29 protein-coding genes are annotated in these 24,462 nt (G+C 72.8%); 12 read left to right on the plus strand and 17 right to left on the minus strand.

Features of this window, described 5'->3' with window-relative positions:
• Positions 1-54 precede the first annotated feature (54 nt).
• On the plus strand, positions 55-792 hold the full coding sequence (locus GA0070624_RS01580) for a nucleotidyltransferase domain-containing protein (RefSeq protein ID WP_091335971.1): 738 nt from the start codon (positions 55-57) through the stop codon (positions 790-792).
• Positions 793-876: 84 nt separating this feature from the next.
• Here the strand turns inward: GA0070624_RS01580 and GA0070624_RS01585 are convergent, their stop codons facing one another.
• From GA0070624_RS01585 to GA0070624_RS01605, 5 genes are all read right to left on the minus strand, one after another.
• Entirely contained in the window at positions 877-1,614 is a 738-nt protein-coding gene (locus tag GA0070624_RS01585; protein ID WP_091335973.1) for an alanyl-tRNA editing protein, read from the minus strand.
• 11 nt (positions 1,615-1,625) lie between these two features.
• Positions 1,626-2,513, minus strand: a complete 888-nt coding sequence (locus tag GA0070624_RS01590; RefSeq protein WP_091335975.1) for an alpha/beta fold hydrolase — start codon at positions 2,511-2,513, stop codon at positions 1,626-1,628.
• Positions 2,510-2,827: a DUF2516 family protein gene (locus GA0070624_RS01595; RefSeq protein WP_091347925.1), complete on the minus strand. Its 318-nt coding sequence runs from the start codon at positions 2,825-2,827 to the stop codon at positions 2,510-2,512. The genes GA0070624_RS01590 and GA0070624_RS01595 overlap by 4 nt, the downstream gene beginning before the upstream one ends.
• 72 nt (positions 2,828-2,899) lie before the next feature.
• Positions 2,900-3,583 carry a hypothetical protein gene (locus GA0070624_RS01600; protein WP_091335977.1) on the minus strand — a complete coding sequence of 228 codons (684 nt, stop codon included), beginning with the start codon at positions 3,581-3,583 and terminating at the stop codon, positions 2,900-2,902.
• Positions 3,580-4,176 carry a helix-turn-helix domain-containing protein gene (locus GA0070624_RS01605; RefSeq protein WP_091335979.1) on the minus strand — a complete coding sequence of 199 codons (597 nt, stop codon included), beginning with the start codon at positions 4,174-4,176 and terminating at the stop codon, positions 3,580-3,582. Before GA0070624_RS01605 ends, GA0070624_RS01600 begins: the two co-directional genes overlap by 4 nt.
• 112 nt (positions 4,177-4,288) lie before the next feature.
• On the opposite strand from GA0070624_RS01605, the gene GA0070624_RS01610 reads away from it, so the two are divergent.
• A complete protein-coding gene (locus GA0070624_RS01610) occupies positions 4,289-5,086 on the plus strand; it encodes an alpha/beta fold hydrolase (RefSeq protein WP_245718620.1) in 798 nt (265 codons plus the stop codon).
• Between the two features lie 86 nt (positions 5,087-5,172).
• Here the strand turns inward: GA0070624_RS01610 and GA0070624_RS01615 are convergent, their stop codons facing one another.
• From GA0070624_RS01615 to GA0070624_RS01630, 4 genes are all read right to left on the minus strand, one after another.
• A complete protein-coding gene (locus tag GA0070624_RS01615; RefSeq protein WP_091335981.1) occupies positions 5,173-6,132 on the minus strand; it encodes an asparaginase in 960 nt (319 codons plus the stop codon).
• A 94-nt stretch (positions 6,133-6,226) separates the two neighbouring features.
• Positions 6,227-7,054, minus strand: a complete 828-nt coding sequence (locus GA0070624_RS01620) for a beta-keto acid cleavage family enzyme (protein WP_091335983.1) — start codon at positions 7,052-7,054, stop codon at positions 6,227-6,229.
• A 23-nt stretch (positions 7,055-7,077) separates the two neighbouring features.
• Positions 7,078-8,190, minus strand: coding sequence for a CAF17-like 4Fe-4S cluster assembly/insertion protein YgfZ (ygfZ, locus tag GA0070624_RS01625; protein ID WP_091335985.1), 1,113 nt, complete (start codon positions 8,188-8,190; stop codon positions 7,078-7,080).
• Positions 8,187-8,615, minus strand: a complete 429-nt coding sequence (locus GA0070624_RS01630; RefSeq protein ID WP_091335987.1) for a Fur family transcriptional regulator — start codon at positions 8,613-8,615, stop codon at positions 8,187-8,189. Before GA0070624_RS01630 ends, ygfZ begins: the two co-directional genes overlap by 4 nt.
• A 69-nt stretch (positions 8,616-8,684) precedes the next feature.
• On the opposite strand from GA0070624_RS01630, the gene GA0070624_RS01635 reads away from it, so the two are divergent.
• Positions 8,685-9,533, plus strand: a complete 849-nt coding sequence (locus GA0070624_RS01635) for an aminotransferase class IV (RefSeq protein ID WP_091335989.1) — start codon at positions 8,685-8,687, stop codon at positions 9,531-9,533.
• Between the two features lie 10 nt (positions 9,534-9,543).
• On the opposite strand, the gene GA0070624_RS01640 is transcribed toward GA0070624_RS01635, so the two are convergent.
• Both GA0070624_RS01640 and mtfM read right to left on the minus strand, forming a co-directional pair.
• The gene (locus GA0070624_RS01640; RefSeq protein ID WP_091335991.1) at positions 9,544-10,134 is read right to left on the minus strand and encodes a heme-binding beta-barrel domain-containing protein; all 591 of its coding nucleotides are present in this window, start codon (positions 10,132-10,134) and stop codon (positions 9,544-9,546) included.
• On the minus strand, positions 10,131-10,235 hold the full coding sequence (gene mtfM, locus GA0070624_RS36310) for a small membrane protein MtfM (RefSeq protein WP_281180942.1): 105 nt from the start codon (positions 10,233-10,235) through the stop codon (positions 10,131-10,133). The genes GA0070624_RS01640 and mtfM overlap by 4 nt, the downstream gene beginning before the upstream one ends.
• Before the next feature lie 12 nt (positions 10,236-10,247).
• On the opposite strand from mtfM, the gene GA0070624_RS01645 reads away from it, so the two are divergent.
• The 3 genes from GA0070624_RS01645 (at position 10,248) to GA0070624_RS01655 (ending at position 13,144) form a co-directional block, all read left to right on the plus strand.
• The gene (locus GA0070624_RS01645) at positions 10,248-10,622 is read left to right on the plus strand and encodes a DsrE family protein (RefSeq protein ID WP_091335993.1); all 375 of its coding nucleotides are present in this window, start codon (positions 10,248-10,250) and stop codon (positions 10,620-10,622) included.
• 90 nt (positions 10,623-10,712) lie between these two features.
• Positions 10,713-11,093 carry an SCP2 sterol-binding domain-containing protein gene (locus GA0070624_RS01650; RefSeq protein WP_091335995.1) on the plus strand — a complete coding sequence of 127 codons (381 nt, stop codon included), beginning with the start codon at positions 10,713-10,715 and terminating at the stop codon, positions 11,091-11,093.
• On the plus strand, positions 11,090-13,144 hold the full coding sequence (locus GA0070624_RS01655) for an amylo-alpha-1,6-glucosidase (protein WP_091335996.1): 2,055 nt from the start codon (positions 11,090-11,092) through the stop codon (positions 13,142-13,144). The genes GA0070624_RS01650 and GA0070624_RS01655 overlap by 4 nt, the downstream gene beginning before the upstream one ends.
• 132 nt (positions 13,145-13,276) lie before the next feature.
• Here GA0070624_RS01655 and GA0070624_RS01660 read toward each other — a convergent pair whose 3' ends face one another.
• The 6 genes from GA0070624_RS01660 to GA0070624_RS01680 all read right to left on the minus strand — a co-directional run bounded on the left by GA0070624_RS01660 (position 13,277) and on the right by GA0070624_RS01680 (position 17,761).
• On the minus strand, positions 13,277-14,137 hold the full coding sequence (locus GA0070624_RS01660) for a hypothetical protein (protein ID WP_091335997.1): 861 nt from the start codon (positions 14,135-14,137) through the stop codon (positions 13,277-13,279).
• A gap of 105 nt (positions 14,138-14,242) precedes the next feature.
• Positions 14,243-14,575 carry a DUF1416 domain-containing protein gene (locus tag GA0070624_RS01665; protein ID WP_091335999.1) on the minus strand — a complete coding sequence of 111 codons (333 nt, stop codon included), beginning with the start codon at positions 14,573-14,575 and terminating at the stop codon, positions 14,243-14,245.
• A 3-nt stretch (positions 14,576-14,578) separates the two neighbouring features.
• Positions 14,579-15,427, minus strand: a complete 849-nt coding sequence (locus GA0070624_RS01670) for a sulfurtransferase (protein WP_091336001.1) — start codon at positions 15,425-15,427, stop codon at positions 14,579-14,581.
• Between the two features lie 206 nt (positions 15,428-15,633).
• Positions 15,634-15,711, minus strand: a complete 78-nt coding sequence (locus tag GA0070624_RS36705) for an Ms5788A family Cys-rich leader peptide (protein WP_311202345.1) — start codon at positions 15,709-15,711, stop codon at positions 15,634-15,636.
• A 127-nt stretch (positions 15,712-15,838) separates the two neighbouring features.
• The gene (locus tag GA0070624_RS01675) at positions 15,839-16,624 is read right to left on the minus strand and encodes an LmeA family phospholipid-binding protein (RefSeq protein ID WP_091336004.1); all 786 of its coding nucleotides are present in this window, start codon (positions 16,622-16,624) and stop codon (positions 15,839-15,841) included.
• Positions 16,625-16,705: 81 nt separating this feature from the next.
• Positions 16,706-17,761, minus strand: coding sequence for a hypothetical protein (locus GA0070624_RS01680; protein ID WP_091336006.1), 1,056 nt, complete (start codon positions 17,759-17,761; stop codon positions 16,706-16,708).
• A 254-nt stretch (positions 17,762-18,015) separates the two neighbouring features.
• On the opposite strand from GA0070624_RS01680, the gene GA0070624_RS01685 reads away from it, so the two are divergent.
• The 6 genes from GA0070624_RS01685 (at position 18,016) to pstA (ending at position 24,461) form a co-directional block, all read left to right on the plus strand.
• Positions 18,016-18,729, plus strand: a complete 714-nt coding sequence (locus tag GA0070624_RS01685; RefSeq protein WP_091336008.1) for a winged helix-turn-helix transcriptional regulator — start codon at positions 18,016-18,018, stop codon at positions 18,727-18,729.
• Positions 18,730-18,904: 175 nt separating this feature from the next.
• A complete protein-coding gene (locus tag GA0070624_RS01690) occupies positions 18,905-19,771 on the plus strand; it encodes a polysaccharide deacetylase family protein (RefSeq protein WP_091347931.1) in 867 nt (288 codons plus the stop codon).
• Positions 19,772-19,900: 129 nt separating this feature from the next.
• The gene (gene mshD / locus GA0070624_RS01695) at positions 19,901-20,827 is read left to right on the plus strand and encodes a mycothiol synthase (protein ID WP_091336010.1); all 927 of its coding nucleotides are present in this window, start codon (positions 19,901-19,903) and stop codon (positions 20,825-20,827) included.
• 308 nt (positions 20,828-21,135) lie between these two features.
• On the plus strand, positions 21,136-22,239 hold the full coding sequence (gene pstS / locus GA0070624_RS01700; RefSeq protein ID WP_091336012.1) for a phosphate ABC transporter substrate-binding protein PstS: 1,104 nt from the start codon (positions 21,136-21,138) through the stop codon (positions 22,237-22,239).
• Positions 22,240-22,284: 45 nt separating this feature from the next.
• Positions 22,285-23,376 carry a phosphate ABC transporter permease subunit PstC gene (gene pstC / locus GA0070624_RS01705; RefSeq protein WP_091336013.1) on the plus strand — a complete coding sequence of 364 codons (1,092 nt, stop codon included), beginning with the start codon at positions 22,285-22,287 and terminating at the stop codon, positions 23,374-23,376.
• Positions 23,373-24,461: a phosphate ABC transporter permease PstA gene (pstA, locus tag GA0070624_RS01710; RefSeq protein WP_091336015.1), complete on the plus strand. Its 1,089-nt coding sequence runs from the start codon at positions 23,373-23,375 to the stop codon at positions 24,459-24,461. Before pstC ends, pstA begins: the two co-directional genes overlap by 4 nt.
• The last annotated feature ends 1 nt before the right edge of the window (position 24,462 follow it).

Raw genomic sequence — 24,462 nt, forward strand, 5'->3', positions numbered from 1 at the left:
CCTGACAGCCGAAGTCGGGTTTCCGGAGTGACCCGGATCCGCGATGATGCCGGCATGCACGTGCTGCTCTGCGGGATCGTCGGCTCGGTCGCCTACGGCCTGGCCGGCCCCGGCTCGGACGTGGACCGGCTCGGCGTCTTCGCCGCGCCGACCGTGGCCTTCCACGGCCTGCACCCGCCCCGGGAGTCGGTGGTGACCACCGAGCCGGACGTCACCCTGCACGAGGCCGCGAAATACTGCCGCCTCGCGCTGAGCGGCAATCCCACCGCCACCGAGCTGATGTGGCTGCCGGACGACTGTTACGAGACCCGGACGGAGTTCGGCGAGCGGCTGATCGCCATCCGCTCGGCCTTTCTCAGCGCACCCCGGGTCCGCGACGCCTACCTCGGGTACGCCACCCAGCAGTTCCGCAGGCTGGCCTCGCGCGACGCCGACGGCTCCAGGTCGCGGCGCGGCGTCAGACGCGCCGAGCTGGAGTCGTCGCAGGCCGGCGGCCGGCTGCGCTCGGCGAAGCACGCCCGGCACCTGGCTCGCCTGGTCCACCAGGGACGGCTCCTGTACGCCACGGGCGTCCTGCAGATCCGGCTGGACGACCCGGAGTGGTTCCGGGCCTTCGGGGAGCGGGTCGCCGGTGGGGCGCTGGACGAGGCGCGGGCACTGATCGCCGAGGCGGAACGGGACTTCGACAGCGTGCGCACCCCGCTGCCCGACCGGCCCGACGAGGAGACCGTCGAGCGCTGGCTGCTCGACGTCCGCGCCGCCCACCTGCCGCCGGAACTCCGGCGCGGGTAGCGTCACTGCACGTCGAACTCGTTGCCCTCCGGGTCGGCCATGGTGGTGTGCACGCTGCCCCGGTCGGCGACCTCCCGAGCCACGTCAGTCGACCAGCCTGACCCGGACCCGGCGGTTGGCGCGGCCCTTGCTCTCCACCTTGACCACCTGGACCTTGCCGATCTGGGCGGTCGAGGCGACGTGCGTGCCGCCGTCGGCCTGCACGTCCAGCCCGACGATGTCGACGATCCGGACCTCCTGCTCGTCCGGCGGGATCAGGTTGGACTGGGTACGGATGATGTCCGGCAGGGCCAGCGCCTCGGCCCGGGGCAGGACCCGGACCGCGACCGCCCGGTCCGCGGCCACCTCGGCGTTGACCAGCTCCTCGATCCGGCTCTTGAAGTCCGGCGGCACCTCGGGGAGGTTGAAGTCCATCCGGGCGTCACCGGGCTCCATGTTGCCACCGGTGACCAGCGCGCCGAAGTCGCGGAACACCACCCCGCAGAGGACGTGCAGCCCGGAGTGGGTACGCATCAGCCGGGTCCGCCGGTCGTCCTCGACGGCGCCGGTGACCGTGGTGCCGGCCGGCGGCAGCGGATCACCCTCGGCGGGGATCAGGTAGAGGTCGTCGCCCTTGCGGGTGCCCACGATCCGGGTCTGCACCCCCTGCCAGAGCAGCACCCCGTGGTCCGGCGGCTGTCCACCGCCGCCCGGGTAGAAGGCCGACCGGTCCAGCACGATGCCCTGTTCGGGATCGGCCGCCAGCACCGTGCACTCCCACTCCCGCAGGGTGGGGTCGGCGAGGTCGAGTCGGTGCGTACGGCCGTGATGTGTGACGCCCATGACAGGCGACGTTACCCGTTGAGGAAGGACGAGATCCGCTCCCGCAGGTCGGCGCGTTCCGACCAGAGCACGCCCGGGCGGTCGTACACGTGCAGGGTGGCATTCGGCAGCGCGGCGGCGAGCGCCTCGGCGACCGCCGCCGGGTGCAGGTCGTCGCCGGCGCAGCCGATCACCAGCGCCGGCGCGGTGACCGAGGCGAGCGCGGCGGCGTCCCGCAGCGGCGCCTGCTCGGGCAGGCTGGCCAGCCCGGGGGCGAGCCCGTCCCGGAGCAGCTGGTCGAGCCGCTGCCGCAGGTACGCCCAGCCGGCCGGCGTGTTGCGCACGGCGGCCGGCAGCTCCATCGACACGACCTCGGCGACGGCGGAGGCGTCGCCGCTCTCCACCGCGTCGAGCAGGTCGGTCAGCCGTTCCCGAGCCGCCGCGCCGCGCGGCTTGTCCAGCACCGCGGGCAGGAAGAAGACCAGCCGGTCGAAGCGGTCCGGGCTCTCCACCAGCAGCCGGCAGAGGGCACCGGCGCCGAGGCTGACGCCGAAGGCCCGGGTGGCGCCACCGAGGTCGGCGATGGCCCGCAGGTCCCGGGCCAGGTCGAGGTAGCTCCACGGACCGGGCGGCGAGTCGGAGCGACCGTGCCCGCGGAACTGGAAGAAGATCTTGCGACCGGTGACCGCGCTGCCGAACGGGCGGGTGGTGGCGATCCCGTTGCCGAGCCCGTGCGCGAAGACGGTGACCGGGTCACCGGCGCCGGTGACCAGCCGCTCCAGCCGTACGCCGTGCGGGGTGGTGACCAGCTCGGTCTCCGGCTCGGGGAGCGCGGGTCGGCCGGTGCGGGGCGCTCCCGGGCCGGGACCCCAGGTGCGGGGACCACCGTCCGGCGGCGGGGGCCAGCGGAAACCCCTCACCAGAAGCCTTTGCCGTCGTGCAGGTCGCGCAGACCGGGCCGGACGTCCAGCAGGTAGATGAGGGCAGCCGCGATGCCGATCAGTCCGAAGAGGCTGGTCGGCCCGAAGCCGAACAGGAGGGTGAGCACCATGCAGATCGCGAGAATGGCGATCCAGCCGCCCTTGGGCAGGGTGCCGATGGCGGAGAACGCGTCGCCGCGCTGGGTGATGGCGTGCACGAGCGAGATGCCCTCGATGACCAGGGCGAAGACGAGCAGGATCAGCTCGATCACAGCGGTGACTGTGAACACGAAGATCGGCGCGGCGTGGGCCATGACGGCCAGCATATGCCGACGACCCCGGAAACGTCCGACAGGACGCCTCCGGGGTCGTACCGGTGCAATTACTTACTCGGCGGCCGGGCGGGTCCGCTTGGTGGTCTTCGGCAGCTTCGCGGACGGGGTGGCGGCGGCGGCCTTCGCCCCGGTGGCCTTGGTGGCTCGGGTCCGCGGGGTCTTCGCGGCGGCCGGCTTGACGTCGGCGGCCTCGGCCACGTCGGCCGGGGTCGGCACCTCGGCCGGGGCGGCAGTCGGGGTCGCCCCAGGCTTGCCGGTCGTGTCGGCCCCGGTCGCCTCGATGTCGGCGTTCACCGTGTCAGCGGCCTCGAGCACGCCGGCCCCGACCACCCGCTCACCGCGGGCGACCAGCTCGGCGTACGCGGCCAGGGCCCGCTCCTGAGCGGCGTGCGCGGTGGCCACGGCGCGCTCCTGGGCGGCCTGCGCTCCGGCCAGCAGAACGGAGGCGTTGCGGGAGGCGGCCCCGCGGAACTTGTCCCGGTCGAACTCGGCCGAAACGGCCTTCTCCCGCAGCCCGGTCGCGGTGAGGTTGGCGGTCTTCAGCGTCTCGGTGGCCTTCTGGCGCAGCTCGAAGCCGGTGACGACGGCCTTACCGCCGAGGTCGGCGACGACCTTGGTGCCGAGGTCGGTGACCACGGCGGGGAGCTTGCGCAGCTGCTGGAGGGCCAGCTCACCGGCGCCGGCGGCGGCGTAGAGCGGGGCGGGGATGCGGTTGGTCTTCGGCTGGGTCATCACTTCTCCTCTTCGGCCGCACCGGCGGCCGTCCGGACCGCCTTCGGCGCGGTCTTCTTCTCGGGGTCGGCGGTGGTCGGGGCGGGCGCGGGGCCCGCCTCGGTGACGGCGACCGACTCGAGGACCGCCTCGGTCGGGGTGCCGTCCGGCGTCGTGGGGCCGGTCGCGGCCGGCGTGACGGGGGCCTCCGGCGCCTCGGCGGGCGTCGGGGCCGGCTCGGTGGCGGCGTTGGCCGCAGCGGTCGCCTCGGCGAGCCGCGCGTTCTCCCGGCGGAACGTCTCGTAGATCTGGGTGAGCGACTGCTTCTGCGCCATCGTCAGCTCGGAGTCGACGGCGATCGCCGCGAGCACGCCCTGCCCCTCCTTGTCGTCGAGCAGCCCGGCGCGCAGGTACATCGCCGGAGTGGAGACCCGGAGGGCGCTGGCCAGCTGCTGGAGCACCTCGGCGCTCGGCTTGCGCAGGCCGCGCTCGATCTGGCTGAGGTACGGGTTACTGACGCCGGCCTGCTCGGCGAGCTGCCGCAGCGAGATCTTCGCGTTGCGGCGCAGATCGCGAATGAACCCGCCGACGTCGGGAAGGTCCTTGCTGGTGGCCATGATTCGACGCTAACCCCGGCCTGCTAGCTACTGCAAGCAAAACGCTAACCGGAGTTAGCAACGTCTCAGATAGCCTGTTGCGCGTCGGGTGTCCGGTACGTACCGTCCTGGCGTGACCAAGATCGAAGTGAACGGCGCGATGCTCGCGTACGACGAGGCGGGCAGCGGCTCGCCGGTGATCCTGCTGCACGCCGGCATCGCCGACCGGCGAATGTGGCGGGAACAGCTGCCAGCGCTCGCCGCGCGCCACCGGGTCATCGCCCTCGACCTGCGCGGCTACGGAGACTCCGAGCTGCCGCCGGCCCCGTTCGCCCACCATGACGACGTGGCGGGATTGCTGGACGCCCTCGACATCGAGCGGGCCGCCCTGGTCGGCTGCTCGTTCGGCGGCGCGGTCGCGGTGGACACCGCGCTGGCCCATCCGGAGCGGATCTCCGCGCTGGCGCTCTTCGGCAGCCCCGTGTCCGGCAACGAGTGGTCGGAGGAGACCGAGCGGCTCTGGGAGGCCCTGATCGGCGAGGTGGACCCGGAGGACTTCGCGGCGAGCGCCGCCGCCGAGGTGCGGTTCTGGGTGGTCGGCCCGGCCCGCCGGCCTGAAGACGTGGACCCTGAGCTGGTCCGGTTCGCCGAGGAGATGGACCGGCGGGCCCTCGCCGCCGAGCAGGCGCTCAGCGCTGTCGAGGTGGCCGAGCTCGACCCGCCGGCGATCGAGCGGCTCGGCGAGCTGCGGGTGCCGGTGCTGGTCGGGGCCGGCGTGGCGGACGTACCGGACATCGCCCGGCTCGCCGACCGGATCGCGGCCGAGGTGCCCGGCGCGGTGCGCCTGCCGGACGTGCCGGACGCCGCCCACCTGCTCCCACTGGAACGCCCGGAGCCGGTCAACGCCGCCCTGCTCGACTTCCTCCGCTGAACCACCCGGCAGGACAGCCCGTTACCCGCCGGCGGGCCGTCGGCGCGGATCGACGCTGAGCGGGTGGCTGCCTGAGGCGCGACGGGTCACCAGACCGCGCGGACCGCGCCCACCGGCAGGCCGCCGCCGAGCAGCGGCAACTCGGCGTACTCGGTCAGCACCGGGGCGTCGAGGCCGAGCCGGCGCAGCGCGGCGACCAGCACCGGCATCCGGGCGCGGCCGGCTCCGTCGTCGATCTTGACGGCGACCGCGCCGACGCCGGGGACGGCGGCCGCGATGACCCCCTCGGCCCCGACCTTGGCCAGGGCACCCGGGACTCCCCGCATGAGCCGGGTGTCGTCGGCCCGCGTGCCGCCCACCAGCTCCGGGTACGCCCGCATCGCGTCGGCCACGGTCCGCTCGACGGTGCCGGGCTCCGCCGAGACCAGCCGCAGGTAGGCCCGGGCCAGCCCGGTGAGCGAGACGGCGAGCACCGGGGCGCCGCAGCCGTCCACCCCGATCGCCGCCACCTCCTCGCCGGTGAACTCCTCGATCGCGGCCCGCAACCGCTGCTGGAGCGGGTGCTCGGGCCGCCAGTACCCGTCCAGCGGCCAGCCGTTGGCGAGACAGGTCAGCAGCATTCCGGTGTGCTTGCCGGAGCAGTTCATCTGGGTGCGCGTGGGGCCACCGCCGGCCCGCAGCACCGCCTCCCGGGCCGCCTCGCCGACCGGCAGGTCGGGCGGGCAGTGCAGGGCCGACTCGTCCAGCCCGGCGCCGCGGAGCAGCGCGGCGACCCTGGCCAGGTGGAACTCCTCGCCGGCGTGGCTCGCCGAGACCAGCGCGATGTCCGCCGGATCGGTCAGCGGCAGCCCGGCGCGGAGCATCCCGATGGCCTGCATGGGCTTGTTGGACGAGCGGGGGAAGATCGGGGAGCTCACGTCCCCGGCTCCGGCCAGCGTCGAGCCGCTCGCGTCCAGCACCACCACCGAGCCGCGGTGCAGCCCCTCCACGAAACCGGAGCGAACCACCTCGGCGAGCGGCACGCCGCCCTCGTACGTCTTTCCCACGGGGTGGACGGTACCGACGCCCCCGACGGGCCCGGCACCGGGGTGACCAGCGGCGTCAGCCGCGGGCGTACAGGAGTGGCGAGCCGGGCCGGCCTTACCGGCCGAGGAGCTGGCGGGCCTCGGCGGTGGTCAGCGGCGGACGCTGGGCGAGCTGGGCGAAGCCGACCGCGCGGGCGACCAGCTGCATGTTGGACTCCACCGGCCGACCCTTGGCGTAGGTGATGGTGTCCTCCAAACCGACCCGCAGGTGCCCGCCGGCCGACAGCGAGGCCAGCATCACCGGGATGGTCGTGCGGCCGATGCCGGTGGCCGAGAAGGTGGTCCCCTCCGGCAGGTCGCGCAGCATCTGCCGGGCCGCGACAAGGGTCTCGGTGGTGCCCGGCATGGCGCCCGGGACGCCCATCACGAAGTCGACGTGCACGTGCCCGCCGTGCGGCAGCCCGTACTTCCCGAGCAGGCGCTGAAGCGAGGTCAGGTGGCCCAGCTCGAAGATCTCGTACTCGGGCACGATGCCGCGCTCCTGCATCCGGGTGTGCAGGTCGACGATGAACTCCCAGCGGTTGAGGAAGACGTCGTCGCCGAAGTTGACCGTGCCCATGGTGCAGGAGGCCATGTCGGGCCCGGCGTCGAGCACGGCGAGCCGGTCCGCCTCCGGGTCGGTCACCGCGCCGCCGGAGGAGAGCTGCACGATCAGGTCGGTGCCCTCCCGCAGCGCGGCCACGGTCTCGCGCAGCCGGCCCTGGTCGAGGGTCGGCCTGGCCTCGTCGTCGCGGATGTGGACGTGGATCACGGCGGCGCCGAGCGCCTCGCACTCCTTGGCGGTCAGCAGCAACTCGTCGAGGGTCACCGGCAGCGCCGGCACCTCCGCCTTGGCCGACTCCGCGCCGGTGGGGGCAACCGTGATCAACGTCCCTGTCGTCATGCCGGCGATCCTAGACGCCCCGCTCAGCCCCGGTCGATGGCCGCGGCCGTCTCGCCGATCAGCAGGCGGGCGTCGTCGGGAACGTTGCGCTTCACCACCGCGAGGGCGATCTGGCCCAGCTCGTAGTGGTGCACGGCGGTGCCGACGAAGCCGACCGCCCGGCCGTCGAGGGTCACCGGCGTACCGGCGGCGAGCGGCTGGTCGGTGGTCATCCCGTCCAGGTGCAGCAGTACGAGGCGACGCGGCGGCCTGCCCAGGTTGTGCACCCGGGCCACCGTCTCCTGCCCGCGGTAGCAGCCCTTGTCGAGGTGCACGGCCGGGGCGATCAGGTCCACCTCGGCCGGGATGGTCCGGTGGTCGGTGTCCACTCCGACCCGGGCCCGCCGGGCGGCCACCCGGACCGCCTCGTACGCCCACAGCCCGGCCACCGGCACCCCCGCGCCGCGCAGCTCGTCCACCACCTGCGTCATCGCCTCCCGGGGCACCAGCAAATCCACGCCGAGCGGCACCCGCCGGGCCCAGCCGCCGATCGGCAGCGGCTTGACGTCGTACACGATGCTCGGCCGCTGCGGGACCTCGCCGGAGCGGAACTTCGGACCCGGCACCGCGACCAATTCCGGCTCGGCGAGCCCGCCGACGCCGAGCGTGTCGAGCGCGCCGGTGGCCTCCGGCCCGACCAGGGAGAGCAGGGCGTGGTCGGCGGTGGCGTCGCGCGGGTCGACCCGGCTGAAGAAGCGCATCTTCTCCAGGTACGACAGGAGGCCCTCGGTGGCGCCCGGCTCGGTGTCCAGCCAGGTGGTCACGCCGTCCTCGACGACCATGGCGTGCTGCTCGATGTGCCCGTGCGGGGAGAGCACCAGCAGCTCGGTGCCCTGGTCGGCGGTGAGCGCGGCGAGGTGCTGGCTGGTGAGGGTGTGCAGCCAGCCGATCCGCTCCTCGCCGGGCACCGCCACCACGCCCCGGTGTGACCGGTCGACCAGGCCGACGGCGGTGGCGAGGGTGCGCTGCTCGCGCATCGGGTCGCCGTAGTGGGCGGCCACCCCGCGCACGCCGGCCGCCCGGTGCGCGGGCTCGGGCTGGTCCCGGGTCTCCTCGTCGATCGCCTCGGCGGCCACCGCGCCCGTGATGTCGATCATTTCTCTTCCCCGTTCTCGCACTGGCCGCAGACCCCGAAGAGGGCCACGTGCCCGATGTCGACCTGGAACCCCCGCTGCCCGGCCAGCTGGTCGGCGAGTGGGCGGAGCAGCTCCGGATCGATCTCGTCGATCGCGCCGCACTCCCGGCAGACCAGGTGGACGTGCTGGTGCTCGCCGGCCGCGTGGTAGGTCGGCGAGCCGTGCGAGAGGTGGGTGTGGGTCACCAGGCCGAGGCGTTCCAGCAGCTCCAGCGTCCGGTAGATGGTGGTGATGTTGACCCCGGCGGCGACCTCCCGGACCGCCGAGTGCACCTGCTCCGGCGTGGCGTGCCCCAGCTCCAGCACCGCCTGCAGCACCAGCTGCCGCTGCGCCGTCAGCCGCAGCCCGCGGGAGCGGAGCAGTTCCGCGAGGGAGGATTCGGACACCGTCCGATCATAGTTCGGCCGCCGCGCCGGGCCGGCCGCCGATGTCGTACGCCACTAAGCTCGGCGGTCATGGTGGCATCGCGGATGGCCGTGCTCGGGCGGGGTGTCGTACCGCCCGGGGAGCCGGTGCTGCGCGGCGACGACCTGGGCGTGCTGCGCGGCGACGGCCTGTTCGAGACCATGCACCTGCGCGACGGCCAACCCTGGCTGATCGAGGCGCACCTGGCCCGGCTGCGGGCCGGCGCGGCCGCGGTGGAGCTGGTGCTACCGCCCGACGGCACCCTGGTCGAGCTGCTCGACACGGTCCGCGCCGGCTGGCCCGCCGAGGTGGAGGGGGCGCTGCGGCTGGTCTGCACCCGGGGGCCGGAGGGCGGCGGGCCGCCGACCGTCTACGCCACGCTCGGCCAGGTGCCGGCGGAGTCCCAGCAGGCCCGCCGGGACGGGGTGAGCGTCGCCACCCTCTCCCTCGGCGTGCCCGCCAAGGCCCGTCCCGGCCTGGACTGGCTGCCCGCCGGGATCAAGTCCACCTCCTACGGGGCCAGCAGCGCCGCCCGGCGCTGGGCGACCCGCAACGGCGTGGCCGACGTGCTCTGGGTCTCCACCGACGAGTACGTGCTGGAGGGGCCGAGCGCCAGCGTGGTCTGGCTGGCCGGCTCGACGCTCTGCACGGTGCCGGCCGCGGCGACCGGCATCCTGCCCGGGGTCACCGCCCGGTGGCTCCTGGACCACGCCGGCGAGCTCGGCCTCACCGCCGCCGAACGGATGGTCACCCCCGCCGAGCTGCGCGCCGCCGACGGCGTCTGGCTCACCTCGTCGGTCCGCGGCCTGGTCGAGGTCCGCTCCCTCGACGGCTACCCCCGAGCGCAGTCCCTGCGGACCCCCGACCTGCAGTCCCTGCTGGGCTTCCCCGTCCCGTGAGGCCGGGGCCTCAGCCGCCGACGCGGATCAGGCGGGCGGAGAGGTGCGGGCTCAGGGGGTGACCCATGGCGGCCATCTCCTGGGCGTAGAGCAGCGCGCCCTCGACGATGCCGAAGAGGCGCGCGCCAGCCGTGACCTCCTTGGCCGTCGCGGTGCGCAGCACCGCGTCGGTGGCGAACTCGATCTGGGTGCCCCGGCGCTTGCCGATGTACAGCTCCATCACGCCGGTGGGCGTGGTCATCAGGGCTTCCAGCTCGTCGGTGACCCGCTCGCCGTCGAAGACCGGGCGCCACCAGCCGACCTCACGCCCGGCCGCGCGGACCGGCCGGCTCTGCTCGTCGAGGATCCACGCCCGGGACTCGTAGAACAGGAACGGCCGGCCGTCGTGGCTGATCCGGATCTCCTGGGCGAAGTCGAAGTCCTCGACGCTCGGGAAACCGCCCCGGCCGCGGCCGCGCCACACCCCGATGTACGGCAGCAGGCCGTCCAGGCTCGGGTGCAGCTTGGGACCGACGCGCAGGTCGTGGCTCTCCTCGTACGGGTACGGGTCGACCGGCGGCGCGTTGAGCCACGGCGGCTGCAGCGGATTCTCGTCGCTCACCAATTACCCCTCGACATGCGTACGGCAAGGTAGACCAGGCCACCGGCGAGCGCACCCAGGCCGGCGACCAGCAGGCTGACGAACCCGATCTCGGTAACCATCCCGGTCATCCTATGCTGGGCGCCATGGCCCGCACTCTCGTCGTCAAGGCAACCGCCGGCGCCGACGCACCGGAGCGGTGCGCCCAGGCCTTCACCGTCGCCGCCACCGCGGCGGCCGCCGGGGTCGACGTGTCGCTCTGGCTGACCGGTGAGTCCACCTGGTTCGCGCTCCCCGGCCGGGCTCAGGATTTCGAGCTGCCGCACTCCGCGCCGCTGGCCGAGCTGCTGCACGTGATCCTGGCCACCGGCAAAGTCACCGCCTGCACGCAGTGCGCCGCCCGCCGGGACATCGGCGCGGACGACGTCATCCCCGGCGTACGGATCGCCGGCGCGGCGGTCTTCGTCGAGGAGGCGATGGCCGAGGGCGCGCAAGCGCTGGTCTACTGAGGCCGCCCCTCCGCCGCCGCGCGGCATGCCCGTTCTGCTTCGAGTGCCGATACTTACCCGACATGTCGGGCCACTGCCTACGATTCGGATGTGAGTGAGGCGGTCGAGCGGTTCTTCGCGTCGCTACCGGCGCGCGCCCCGGCGGTGCTCCGCACCCCGACCGCCGGGACCCTCCAGATCGACCTGGCCACGGGCAACCGCACCGAGCACTGGCTGATCGAGCTGCGGCCGGGCTCGGTCCAGGTCAGCCGCGAACGCCGGCCGGCCGACGCGACCTGGACCAGCAGCGTCGACCTCTTCGAGCGGCTGATCATCGGCGAGGCGCAGGGCATCGCCGCCGTGTTCCGGAACGAGGCCACCTTCAGCGGCAACGTGGTGCTCTTCCTCGCCTTCCGACGCTTCTTCCCCGATCCGCCGGGCACCCGGGACCCCCGGGCGACAGCCCGGGCGCAGGCCGGACGGGCGCGATGAAGGAGCGGGTCAGCATCCTGGACGGCAACACCTTCCTGGTCAGCGACCAGCGGGGAAACATCGAGCCGTCCTTCGACTTCCCGACCGGGCTCTTCTCGTTCGACACCCGCTTCATCTCCACCTGGCTGCTCACCCTGAACGGGGAACGGCTGCAGGCCCTCTCCATCGACGACGCCCAGTCGTACCAGACCCGGTACTTCCTGGTGCCGGGCGAGCCGACGCACTACCTCGACGCCAAGGTCTCGGTGATCCGCAGCCGTTCGATCGGCGCCAGTTTTGAGGAGGAACTGACCGTCCTCAACCACTCGGTCCAGGAGGCCGAGTTCACCCTCCGGCTGGACATCGGCGCCGACTTTGCCGACCTCTTCGAGATCAAGCACCAGCGGCACAAGAAGGGCCGGACCACTCCGACGGCGGGGGAGAACGAGCTCCGGCTCACCTACCGCCGAGGGGGCTTCCACCGGGAGACGGTGATCAGCACGAGCGCGCCCGGTGAGATCGACGAGTCCGGCATGACCTTCCGGCTCCGGATCGGCCCGCACGGGGAGTGGACGACCCGGCTGCACGTCGCGGCGGTCATCTACGGCGCGCGGGGCGAGGACATCCGCGCCACCCTGCCACTCGGCGGCCACCGCACGGCCGCGGCGATCCACGCCGAGCAGGACGAACTCATCAACCAGGCGCCGAAGCTCAGCTGCGACTGCCAGTCGGTCTCCACGGCGTACCGGCGCAGCCTGAACGACCTGGCGGCACTCAGGTACGAGTCGATCGCGCTCGGCGTGCGGCTGCTCGCCGCCGGTCTGCCCTGGTTCATGACCCTCTTCGGCCGGGACAGCATCTTCACCTCGCTGCAGGCGCTGCCCTTCCTGCCGGACCTGGTCCCGCCCACCATCCTGATGTTGGCTGCCCTGCAGGGCAGCCGGCTGGACGACTTCCGGGACGAGGAGCCCGGCAAGATCCTGCACGAGCTTCGATACGGCGAGACCACGGGCTTCGAGGAGCAGCCGCACTCCCCGTACTACGGCTCGGCCGACTCCACGCCGCTCTTCGTGATCCTGCTCGACGAGTACGAGCGGTGGACCGGCGACGCCGCGCTGGTGCGGCAGTTGGAGTTCCCGGCCCGGGCCGCGCTGAACTGGATCGACACGTACGGGGACCTGCTCGGCACCGGGTACATCTGGTACCAGACCCGCAACCCGGAGACCGGCCTGAAGAACCAGTGCTGGAAGGACTCCTGGGACTCCGTCTCCTACCGGGACGGCCGGCTGCCGGAGTATCCCCTCGCCACCTGTGAGCTGCAGGGGTACGCCTACGACGCGAAGCGGCGGGGCGCACGACTGGCCCGGACATTCTGGAACGATCCCGCGTACGCCGAGCGGCTGGAACGCGAAGCGGCCGCGCTCAAGGAGCGGTTCAACCGGGAGTTCTGGATCCCCGAGCGGGAGTACTACGCCCAAGCGCTGGACCCCGAGGGCCGACACGTCGACGCCCTGTCCTCCAACATGGGGCACCTGCTGTGGAGCGGGATCGTCGACGAAGCACGCGCGGGTCTGGTCGTCCAGCACCTGCTCGGGCCGCGGCTCTTCTCCGGTTGGGGGATACGTACCCTCGCCGACGACCAGGGGCGGTACAACCCGATCGGCTACCACGTCGGGACGGTATGGCCGTTCGACAACTCGATCATCGCCTGGGGGCTCTGGAGGTACGGTTTTCGCGAGGAGGCCGGTCGGATCTGCGATGCGATCATCGGCGCCTCCTGGTACTTCGAAGGGCGGCTGCCCGAGGCGTTCGCCGGATACGAGAGTGACCTCACCGACTATCCGGTGCAGTACCCGACCGCGTGCAGTCCGCAGGCCTGGTCCGCGGGCACGCCGCTGTTGCTGCTCCGGGTGATGCTCGGCCTCGATCCGCAGGGTGAGCACCTGATCATCGACCCCGCGGTGCCGGATCGGATGGGCCGGGTCGAGCTGCTCGACATACCGGGCCGCTGGGGCCGGGTCGACGCCCTCGGCCGCAGCCGCACGCCCCACGAGCAGCATGGCGCCCACTGACCCGCCCCGGCGCCGCCTTCCCCCTTCACCTCCCCCTCGTGATCATGAAGTTGTCGTCACGACACGCCGCGGGGAGGGACAACAACCTCATGATCAACGAGAGGTGGGGCGTGGGTGAGTGAGGGCTGGGGGTCAGGGGGTGCAGGGGGTGGTGGCCGTGACATGGATCTGGTCGCCGGTGCGCTCGGCGAGGACGGTGACGGGGCCGCGACGATAGGCGTACGCGTCGACGGTGTCCAGGACGACGGCGCCGGCGGCGACCGGGGCGAGTGCGGTGGCCAGAGGCTTCGGCCCGGCCCCGGTGGTGGCCCGGGCGGTGTGGGCGACGCGGCCGCCACTGGGGCAGGGCGCGGCGGATAGTGCGGGGGTCAGCCCGGCCGGCCCGCCGAGCGCGCGCAGCGCCTCGGCGACCGCCGTCGCCTCCGCTCCGGCCCGCGCCTGCGGGGCACGGTAGCCGGAGCCGATCGGCCGGCAGCCGGTGTCGGCGGTGAGCCGCACCCGCCCCGGGCCGGTGGACCGGCCCTCGACCGTGACGAACTCGCCCGCATCGGCGCGCAGCACCGGCCCCTCGCTGGTCACCGAGACCCCGGCCCGCCAGCTCGCCGGCAGTCGGTCGGCCACGCGCTGGAGCAGCCCGCGCACGTCGTCGCCGGCGACGCGAACATCCACCCGGCGTTCCAGGGCGGCCCCATCCGTCAACGGGGTGATCCGGCAGCCTTGCCCGATGCGGTCCGGGGCGAGCGTCGCCACGCCACCGTCGCCGACGGCGGCCAGCAACTCGCCGACCGCCCGGTCGACCACCGGCCCGGCCTCGGCCAGGGTGCGCTGCTCGCGGACCGTCGGCGGGTCGTCGCGGACGGAGTTCCAGGTGAGCACGGCGAGCAGCACCGCCCACGCCACGGTCGCGGCCAGCAGCCAGCGCAGCCACCGCCGGCCGGGCGCGGGCCGGTCGGGACCGGTCGGTGGGGCGTACCCCGCCGGGACAGCGTTCACCGCGCCATCGTGTCACGCGGTGGCGACGCCCCCGGCGGCGCCACCGGAACGGCACGTGGCCCGCCGCCCCGGTGGGGACGACGGGCCACGGAATCAGAGCGTGGGTCAGCTGGCGACGGTCACGGCCACCTCGTTGATGCCGCGGGCGGCGGTCACGGCGACGTCGCCGTTGCCGTGTCGGGAGAGCGCCCGCAGGGTCCAGCTGCCCGGCGCGGCGAAGAACCGGAACTGGCCGGCCGGGGAGGTGACCACCTCGGCGGTGAATTCGCCGGTGGAGTCGAGCAGTCGGACGTACGCGCCGGGCACGGCCTCGCCCGCCTCGGAGCGGACGACGCCGGTGATGACGGTCTCCTTCTCCAGGTCCAGGCTGGCCGGCAGCGGCGCGGCCTGGTCCGGAGCGGCGCAGCCAGCGGCGGTGGGAGCAGCGGGAGCAGTCATGGCTCAGGCCTCCCCCGGCTCATCGCCGAGCGCCACCGGAACGCCGACCAGCGAGCCGTACTCGGTCCAGGATCCGTCGTAGTTCTTCACGTTGGCGTGGCCGAGCAGCTCCTGAAGCACGAACCAGGTGTGCGAGGAGCGCTCACCGATCCGGCAGTACGCGATGGTCTCCTTGCTGTCGTCCAGGCCGGCGGCCGCGTAGATCTTGCGCAGCGCGTCGTCGGACTTGAAGGTGCCGTCCTCGTTGGCCGCCTTGGACCACGGCACGCTGATCGCGGTCGGCACGTGGCCTGCCCGCTGCGCCTGCTCCTGCGGCAGGTGGGCGGGGGCGAGCAGCCGGCCGGCGTACTCGTCGGGGCTACGCACATCGACCAGGTTCTTGGTGCCGATCGCGGCGACCACCTCGTCGCGGAACGCGCGGATCGAGGTGTCCGGCTCCTGCGCGACGTACTCGGTCCTCGGGCGGGACACGGCGTCGGTGACCAGCGGACGGGCGTCCAGCTCCCACTTCTTGCGGCCGCCGTCGAGCAGCTTGACGTCCCGGTGGCCGTAGAGCTTGAAGTACCAGTACGCGTACGCGGCGAACCAGTTGTTGTTGCCGCCGTACAGGATCACGGTGTCGTCGTTGGCGATGCCGCGTTCGGAGAGCAGCGCCTCGAACTGACTCTTGTTGACGAAGTCCCGCCGGACCGGGTCCTGGAGGTCGGTCCGCCAGTCGAGCTTGATCGCACCGGCGATGTGGCCGGTGTCGTAGGCCGAGGTGTCCTCGTCGACCTCGACGAAGACGACGCCCGGGCCGTCGATGTTCTTCTCGGCCCACTCGGCCGAGACGAGTGCGGTGTCGCGACTCATCAGATCACTCCCTGGTGAGGATGGATGGTGAGCCAGCGCGCGGAGATCGAAGTAGATGATTGTCGCACCACGCGCGGGACCCAGAGCTAGGAACGGATCACGGGTTCGTGCGACGGCGCCGCTGCCGGGCGATCAAAGGAGCACCGGAGGGTACGCGGACCCTGCGTGCCGGGATGGCCGCTAGGCGGCCGAGGACAGCCCCGCCGTCAGATGACAGGGCGACACAGGCAGGTGGCCACGCGGCACAGGTCGACCGCGCGCCGTTTGGTGAGGAGCGTCCCCATGGGCACGGAGCCTACCAGCCGCTCCCGGACCCGCCACCGGATCGACCAGCATCCGGGACGCGCGGCCCGACCCGGGCAGGCCGACGGCCCGACCGGGTCGGGCCGTGAGCACGGATGGCGGGGCCGGTCAGCCGGCCGCGTTGATGGGTACGTTCCGGGCGTCGGCGGTCACCGTCAGCCCTTCGGGCCGCGGCTCGACCTTGCGGACGTTGAGCTGGAACGGCAGCTCCGGCAGGGGCACGTCGATCGAGATGCTCTTGGCGTAGTTGGCCAGCAGCGTCCGGGCCATCGGGAGGTTCGGCAGCCCCTCGGCGTTCAGGTCGTTGAAGCGCAGCGCCACCTTGCCCTTCGCCACGGTCACGTCGGCGGTGCCGGTGACCGTCAGCTTGGCGCCCAGGATGTCCACCGGGGCATTGACCACCAGCTTGCCGTCCCGCTCGCCGAGGGTGAGCCCCGGCCGGCCGAGTAGCTTGGCCAGGCTGTCGTAGGTGATCGTGCCGGTGCCGTCGACGCTCTCGGCGACCACGTCGCCCTGGCCGGACCGGATGGTGTCCAGCGAGGCCTTCACGTTGCGGGCGTCCACGTCGAGCTGCGGGACACTGACCGTGCCACCCTGCACCGGGCCCTGCACGTCCTTCAGCACGATCGAGATGCGCTCGTACTTCCCGGCGAGCACCTGGGTGAGGAACGGGAAGCCGCCGATGTCGACCTGCGGCGGCGCGGACTGCGCGTTCTTCTTGGCGACCTCCTGCTTCACCTGGTCGGCGATGGCCCGCTCGGCCACCCCGGCCGCCACCCGGTCGGCGGCGACCAGCAGCCCGCCCAGGATCAGCAGCAGGACGACGAGGCCGATCAGCACCTTCCGCCCGCGTCGCCGGGGCCGCTCCTCGTACGCCGGGTACGCTTCTGCCACGCCGCCTCCTGTCCTCGCTGCCGGTCGCTGCCTCCCGGCGCAACCGTACTTACCCGAGGCGTCGATTCCCCAATCGCCCGCTCAGAGGAAGAGCACGCACATGGCGTAGGCGGCGGGTGCGGCGAGCGCGAAGCCGCCCAGCGGCCCCTGCATGTGCCGGGCGATCCACATGGTCGGCGGCTCGCCGGCCATCAGCCGGCCCGCCTCCGCGTATCCGACGGCGAGGTCGGCGAGCACGGCCGTGGCGGCGGTGACCAGGCCGATCAGCGCCGCGCTGGTCGGCGTGAACCCGACCAGGTAACTGCCGAGCACCGCGCTGGTCAGCGTGCCGATCATCGCGCCGGCGACCACGCCGGCCGCGCCGCGCGGCACCTGCGGGGCGAGCCGGGGCCACGGCGCAACCGCGTCGGTCAGGCGGGCCACGGTGAGCGCGACGGCCGTGGCACCCAGGCAGATGGTGATGGCCTGGGTGCCGGCCGGGATACGGCTCAGCACGATCAGTGTGCCGAACGCGACGACGCCCACCACGATGAGCAGGGTGCTGCCGAGCGAGTCGGTCACCCGGACCCGGTCGACCCGACGGACCAGCTGGCCGAGCACGCCGAGGACGAAGCCGCCGACGGCCACGTACCCGAGCGGGGCCAGCCCGGCGATGTCGGAGCGCACGGCGGCGGCGTCGGCGGCCGCGGCGACGCCGGCGCTGACCAGGGCGACCAGCAGCAGCGCGGGCGGCCGCATGGCCATCGTCCAGGCCAGCACGAAGAGCAGTTGGACGCCGAAGATGATGAACGCGAACGGCAGCCGGTGCCCGGGCCCGGCGGTCTGTGCGCCGAGCACCAGGCCGACGCCCAGCAGCGCGGCGAAGCCGGCGACGGTGAGCGCCAGCGGTCGGCGTACCGGAACCGCCGGCACCTCCTCCACGGGGGCGTCGTCGGCGGGCTCGTCGTCTGGCCGCCAACCCGGCCCGCCCTTGCGGAGCCGACGCGGCCCACGCCGGTCCCGCCGGTCCCCGCCGTCGTCGGCGGCCGGGCCGGTACGCGGGCCCGGCGGATAGCCACGGGAGGGGTCGGCCGGCCCCGGACGGGCATCGCCGGCCCAGGGGTCGCGGCCGGTCTCGGGCGAGGTCGAGGAAAACACGATCCGATCGTGCCAGACCAGGCCGCTCCGGCGGAGGCCGCGGTTTCGGCAACGTTAAAACCTCGGCCGCGATCATGGGCAGATCAGACAAACGGGAAAAGACGCAAAGGTGAAGGTCAGGCCATCGGTTACGCTCAAGCCGTTACCCGCCCGTCAGCGACGCCGGGACCCACGCAAGTTCTCAGCGCCACCCCGCCGATGGGTGTCCCGCTGGTCGCGCGCGGCCGAAGGGCCGCCGGGACGGAGGTGATCGTGTGGAGATCCTGCTGCTGGTGACCGCACGCGCAGGCGAACCATCGGCGGTACTGCCGGCACTCGACCTGCTGCCGCACTCGGTCCGCACCGCGCCACGCGACGTCCGGACGCTGGTCGCCGGCCCGAGCCCGGACGCGGTCCTGGTGGACGCCCGCTCCGAGCTGAGCGAGGCCCGGGCGACCTGTCGAGTGCTCCACGCCACCGGGCTCGGCGTGCCACTGGTCGCGGTGGTAACCGAGGCCGGCCTGATCGCGCTGAACGCCGACTGGGGCGTGGACGACGTCATCCTGGCCGGGGCGGGCCCCGCCGAGGTGGAGGCCCGGCTGCGGCTGGCCGTCGGCCGGCTCAGCAACGCGACCGCCGGCGCCAGCGGCTCGATCCGGGCCGGCGAGCTGACCATCGACCCGGACACCTACGCGGCGAAGCTCAAGGGCCGCCCGCTCGACCTCACCTACAAGGAGTTCGAGCTGCTGAAGTTCCTGGCCCAGCACCCGGGCCGGGTGTTCACCCGGGACCAGCTGCTCCGCGAGGTCTGGGGCTACGACTACTTCGGCGGCACCCGGACGGTGGACGTGCATGTCCGGCGGCTGCGGGCCAAGCTCGGCTCGGAGTACGAGTCGATGATCGGCACCGTGCGCCAGGTCGGCTACAAGTTCGTCGTCCCCCCGTCCCGTTCGCTGCCGGAGTCCGAGCCCGCTCCACTGCCGGTCTGACCGGCAACTCCCAACTGTCCCTTCTTGGGGGATTAATTCCTGCACATCCCTTTTAAGGGCGGATCCGGTTTTACACTTTGTGCCGGGTTTGCTCTAAAAGGGAGGCGACGGTGCGTGCGGTGACCGCGGGGGCGACGACGGGTCCGTGCCGCGGGCCGAACGGTCGGGGCTTCTGATGCGGGGCGGTACGGTCCGCGCGGCCGGGACGGTGATCCTGGTGCTGGCCGCGCTGCTCGGCTCGGCGTACGGACTCGGTCGCAGCCTGGTCCCCGACCCGCCGAGTGAGCGCACCGGCGTCCCGGCGAGCGTCACCCGACCGGACTACGCCGATCAGCCGCCGACCGTCACGGAATCCCCTGCGGCTCCCACCGCATCCCCCGAAGCTTCCACCTCGGGCCCGACGCCGGCCGGCGGACGGCGCACCTACGCGGATGCCGCCGGCCCCTTCGGCACCCAGGTGTCCACCGGCTCGCCCCGGGTGGCGCTGACCTTCGACGACGGGCCGGACCCGCAGTACACCCCGGAGGTGCTCGCGCTGCTCCGCGAGCACGGCGTCAAGGCGACCTTCTGCGTGGTCGGCGAGAACGTCCAGTCCCACCCGGACCTCATCCAGGCGATCGTCGCCGACGGCCACACCCTCTGCAACCACTCCTGGCACCATGACGTCACCCTGGGCAGCCGCCCGCCGGACGCGATCCGGGATGACCTGCTCCGCACCAACGCCGCGATCCGGGCGGCGGTGCCGAACGCGGCGATCGCCTACTTCCGGCAGCCCGGCGGGGCCTGGACCGACCCGGTGGTGTCGGTCTCCGAGGAGCTGGGGATGACCCCGCTGCACTGGGCCGTCGACCCGTCGGACTGGAAGTCCCCCGGCGCTGCGATGATCACCGCGGCGGTGCTGGGCGGGATCGCGCCGGGCTCGATCGTGCTGATGCACGACGCCGGCGGCGACCGGCAGGGCACCGTCGAGGCGCTGCAGAGCCTCCTGCCGGCGCTACTGGCCCGGTTCCAGCTCGAGGCGCTGCCCAGCGGCACCACGTGACGGCTCCGGCGGACGGGCGCCACCGGGGCCGGCCCGGCGGCGGGCCGCGCCGCTCACCGTGACGCGTGTCGCTCCACGGGTACGCGCGTCCGGCATGATCGGCCGCGCCCCGGCCGCTACGGTGACGGGGTGAGCAGCACCGAGCCGACCGTCGACCGTGTCGCCCGCGCCGACCGGCTGGCGCCGGTCGAGGTCGCCGAGGTGCTGGCGCTGGCCCGGATCGCCGGGGACGCGGACGGCGCCGACCCGCTCGACGAGCACGTGCTGCTGCGGCTGCGGGATCCCGAGGCCCCCGCCGTGCACCTGACCGCCCGGGCGGCCGACAACACGCTCACCGGCTACGCCCACCTCGACACCACCGACGCCGCGACCGGCATCGGCGTGGAGCTGGTGGTGCACCCGACGTACCGGCGGCGCGGCACCGGCCGGGCGCTGGCGCGCGGGGTGCTGGCCGCGGCTGCCGGACCGCTGCGCGCCTGGGCGCACGGCGACCACCCGTCGGCCGCCGCGCTGGCGGTCGACCTCGGCTTCGCCCGCGCCCGGGTGCTCTGGCAGCTGCGCCGATCGCTGGCCGCCGCGCTGCCCGAGCCCCACCTCGCCGACGGGGTGGAGCTACGAGCCTTCCGGCCGGGCGAGGACGACGAGGCGTGGCTGGCGCTCAACGCCCGGGCCTTCGCGCAGCACCCCGAACAGGGCCGCTGGACCCCGGCCGACCTGCGGGTACGTCTCGCCGAGCCGTGGTTCGACCCGGCCGGCTTCCTGCTCGCCGTCGAGTCCGCGACCGGCCGGCTGCTCGGCTTCCACTGGACCAAGGTGCACGAGCGCCCCGGCTCGGCCCGGATCGGCGAGGTGTACGTGCTCGGGGTGGACCCGGCGGCACACGGCGGCGGGCTCGGCAAGGCGCTGACCGCGGCCGGACTGGCCTACCTGCGGGACCGGCGGGGCCTGGACCGGGTGATGCTCTACGTCGACGAGTCCAACACCAGCGCGGTGGCGCTCTACGAACGGCTCGGCTTCGCCCGCTGGTCCGCGCACGTGCACTACCAGCTCGGCTGACTCCACGGCCGCGACGTCAACCCGACGCGTCCCGCGCATCGGTCACGAGGGCATCACGCGCCGGACTCGGCAGAGTCACAACCGCCCGGAAAAATCGTACTATTAGCGATACCGGGCGGCGAGTTCACGAAAAGGACAACCTCTACTCAGGCCATGTCCACCCGGCCGGTCGCACCTGTTCACCTGCCGTTCACTCCCGACCGGCAAACCGGCTACCTGGGGCTCCTAACTTTCGTTTCAGCCGGTCAGCGCCGGCACCCGGGCCCATCCGGGCGACCTGACCAAAGACGTGAAGGGAAACCCCTCAGGTGAAGCTCCAGCGGCACGGCGCCATCGCCTGCCTCGCTCTTACCGCGGTGCTCGGTCTCAGCGCCTGCGGCTCGGACAACAACGAGCCGACCGGCACCTCCGCCTCCGGTTCGGCCGCCGCCGTCGACTGCGGCAAGGGCACGCTGAACGCGCAGGGCTCCTCCGCTCAGAAGAACGCCATGGCCGAGTGGATCAAGGCGTACCAGCAGAAGTGCTCCGGTACGACGATCAACTACGAGCCCTCCGGCTCGGGCGCGGGCATCCAGGCCTTCATCGCCGGCACCGCCGACTTCGCCGGCTCCGACTCCGCGCTGAAGCCGGAGGAGCAGCCGCAGGCCGATGCCAAGTGCTCCGGCGGCCAGGCCATCCACCTGCCGATGGTGATCGGCCCGATCGCGGTCGCCTACAACGTCAGCGGCGTGGACAACCTCCAGCTCAGCCCGGCCACCCTGGCGAAGATCTTCGCCGGCAAGGTGACCAAGTGGGACGACGCGGCGATCAAGGCCGACAACCCGGACGCCAAGCTGCCGTCGACCACCATCCAGACGGTGCACCGCTCGGACGAGTCCGGCACCACCGACAACTTCACCAAGTACCTGTCCAAGACCGCCGAGGCGGACTGGACCTTCGACAAGGGCAAGGCCTGGAAGGCTCCGGGCGGCACCGGCGCCAAGGGCTCGGACGGCGTGGCCAGCGCGGTCAAGGGCGCGGACGGCTCGATCGGCTACATGGAGCTGTCCTTCGCCGAGAACTCCGGCCTCAAGATGACCAAGATCAAGAACGGTGCCGGTGAGTACACCGAGCTGACCGGCGAGGCCGCCGGCAAGACCATCGCCGGCGCCAAGGTCGAGGGCCAGGGCGACGACCTGAAGCTGTCGATCGACTACAACACCACCGAGGCCGGGGCGTACCCGATCGTCCTGGCGACCTACGAGATCGTCTGCAGCAAGGGCCTGGCTGCCGACAAGCTGCCGCTGGTCAAGGGGCTGCTCGGCTACGCCGCCAGCAGCGAGGGCCAGACCCAGCTGAGCGAACTCGGCTACGCCCCGCTGCCGGACTCGGTCCGCACCAAGGTCGAGGCCGCGGTCAAGAACCTCTCCTGACCGTCCCGAGCAACACCACCTTCTCAATTCGAAGCGAGCGAGCAGATGGGTGAAACCCCTCCCAGCTCGGCGCACGCCGGCACCGGCGGGACCCGCGTGGCCTCAGGTCACGAGTGGCCCGCCGGTGCATCGGCGCGTGTGGCCGAGACTTATGTCGGCACCCGTGTCCCGGGTGGGAACGGGATGGGCGGCGGCGGTTCGCTGCCCCGGGCGCGGGCCTTCGGCGCGGAACGCGCGTTCCGTGGGCTCACCCTGGCCGCCGGCACCGCCGTGCTGGTCATCATCGCGGCGATCGCGGTCTTCCTGATCACCAAGGCGGTCCCGGCGCTCCGCGCGGACACCGAGAACTTCTGGACCTACGAGGGCTGGTCGCCCAACGAGGCCCAGCCGAAGTTCGGGATCGGCACGCTCGCCTTCGGCACCGTGCTCAGCTCCGCGCTCGCGCTGCTCGTCGCGGTTCCGGTGGCCCTGGGCATCGCGCTCTACCTGTCCCACTACGCCCCGCGCCGGCTGGGCACCGCCCTCGGCTTCCTGATCGACCTGCTGGCCGCAGTGCCCAGCGTCGTCTTCGGCCTCTGGGGCCGGGACGTCTTCATCAACCCGGTACGGGACTTCTCCACCTGGCTGAACGAGTACTTCGGCTGGATCCCGATCTTCGGCGGCGACGGCCCCTTCGGTAGGTCGGTCATGCTCGGCGCGCTCGTGCTGGCGATCATGGTGCTGCCGATCATCACGTCGCTCTCCCGCGAGGTGTTCCTGCAGACCCCGACCGCCAACGAGGAGGCCGCCCTCGCGCTGGGCGCCACCCGCTGGGAGATGATCCGCACCGCCGTGCTGCCGTACGGGCGTCCGGGCATCATCGCCGCGGTGATGCTCGGCCTGGGCCGCGCGCTCGGCGAGACCATCGCGCTCGCGATGACCCTCGGCATCACGTTCGGCATCTCGTTCAACCTGATCCAGAACGGCGGCAACACCATCGCCGCGAACATCGCCAACGCGTTCGGCGAGGCGAACGACACCGGTCGGGGCGCGCTGATCGCCTCCGGCCTGGTGCTCTTCACCATCACGCTGATCGTCAACATCACGGCGCGGGCGATCATCTACCGCCGCCGCGAGTTCAGGGAGTCGGCCGCATGACCAGCGCTGTCATGAACCACCGCACCCGGCCGCCGGTTCAGCCCACCACCCTGCGGGCCCGGCGGCTCCCGAGGTACGCCGCACCCGTCATCGCCCTCGCGGCCCTCCTGGTCGCCGCCGGCGTCGTCTACGGCACGGGCATCGGTGGCCCGGTGCTCGTCGTGGTGGTCGCCGCGCTGCTCTACCTGGCCGGCCTATTCACCGCCGCGAACGCGGTGGAGGGTCGCCGGGCGGCGCGCAACCGCGCCTGGAGCGCGCTGATCCACTCCGCCTTCGTGCTGGCGGTGCTGCCGCTGGCCTCGGTGGTCTGGACGCTGGTCAGCAAGGGCGTGGAGCGCCTGGACGGCAACTTCTTCGGCACCTCGATGAACAACATCGGCGCGCGGGACGCGAACGGCGGCGCCTACCACGCCATCGTCGGCACGCTGGAGCAGGTCGGCATCGCCACCCTGATCACCGTCCCGCTCGGCATCCTCTGCGCGATCTACGTCGTCGAGTACGGCCGGGGCCGGTTCGCCCTGGCGATCCGGTTCTTCGTGGACGTGATGACGGGCATCCCGTCGATCGTCGCCGGCCTGTTCATCCTGGCGTTCTGGGTGCTGATCGTGTCGCCGATCTTCAACGACGGCCGGCCGGGCTTCTCCGGCTTCGCCGCCGCGCTGGCGCTCAGCGTGCTGATGCTCCCGACCGTGGTCCGTTCCACGGAGGAGATGCTCCGCCTGGTCCCGGCGCCGCTGCGCGAGGGCGCGTACGCCCTCGGCGTGCCGAAGTGGAAGACCATCCTGCGGGTGGTGCTGCCCACGGCGCTGCCGGGCATCGTCACCGGTGTGATGCTCGCCATCGCGCGGGCCGCCGGCGAGACCGCCCCGGTGCTGCTCGTCGCCGGCGGCGGCGCGGCGATCAACTTCAACCCGCTCGAGAACAACCAGTCGTCGCTGGCTCTCTTCGTCTACCAGCAGGCCGGTGATGCGTCGAAGTACGCACCGGCGCGGGCGTGGACCGCGGCGCTGACCCTGGTCGCCCTCGTCCTCATCCTGACCATTGCGGCGAAGTTGCTGGCCCGTCGCAACCGGCTCGGCCGATGAA

Origin of the sequence: Micromonospora rhizosphaerae (assembly GCF_900091465.1) — a bacterium.
Taxonomy (GTDB): Bacteria; Actinomycetota; Actinomycetes; order Mycobacteriales; family Micromonosporaceae; genus Micromonospora; species Micromonospora rhizosphaerae.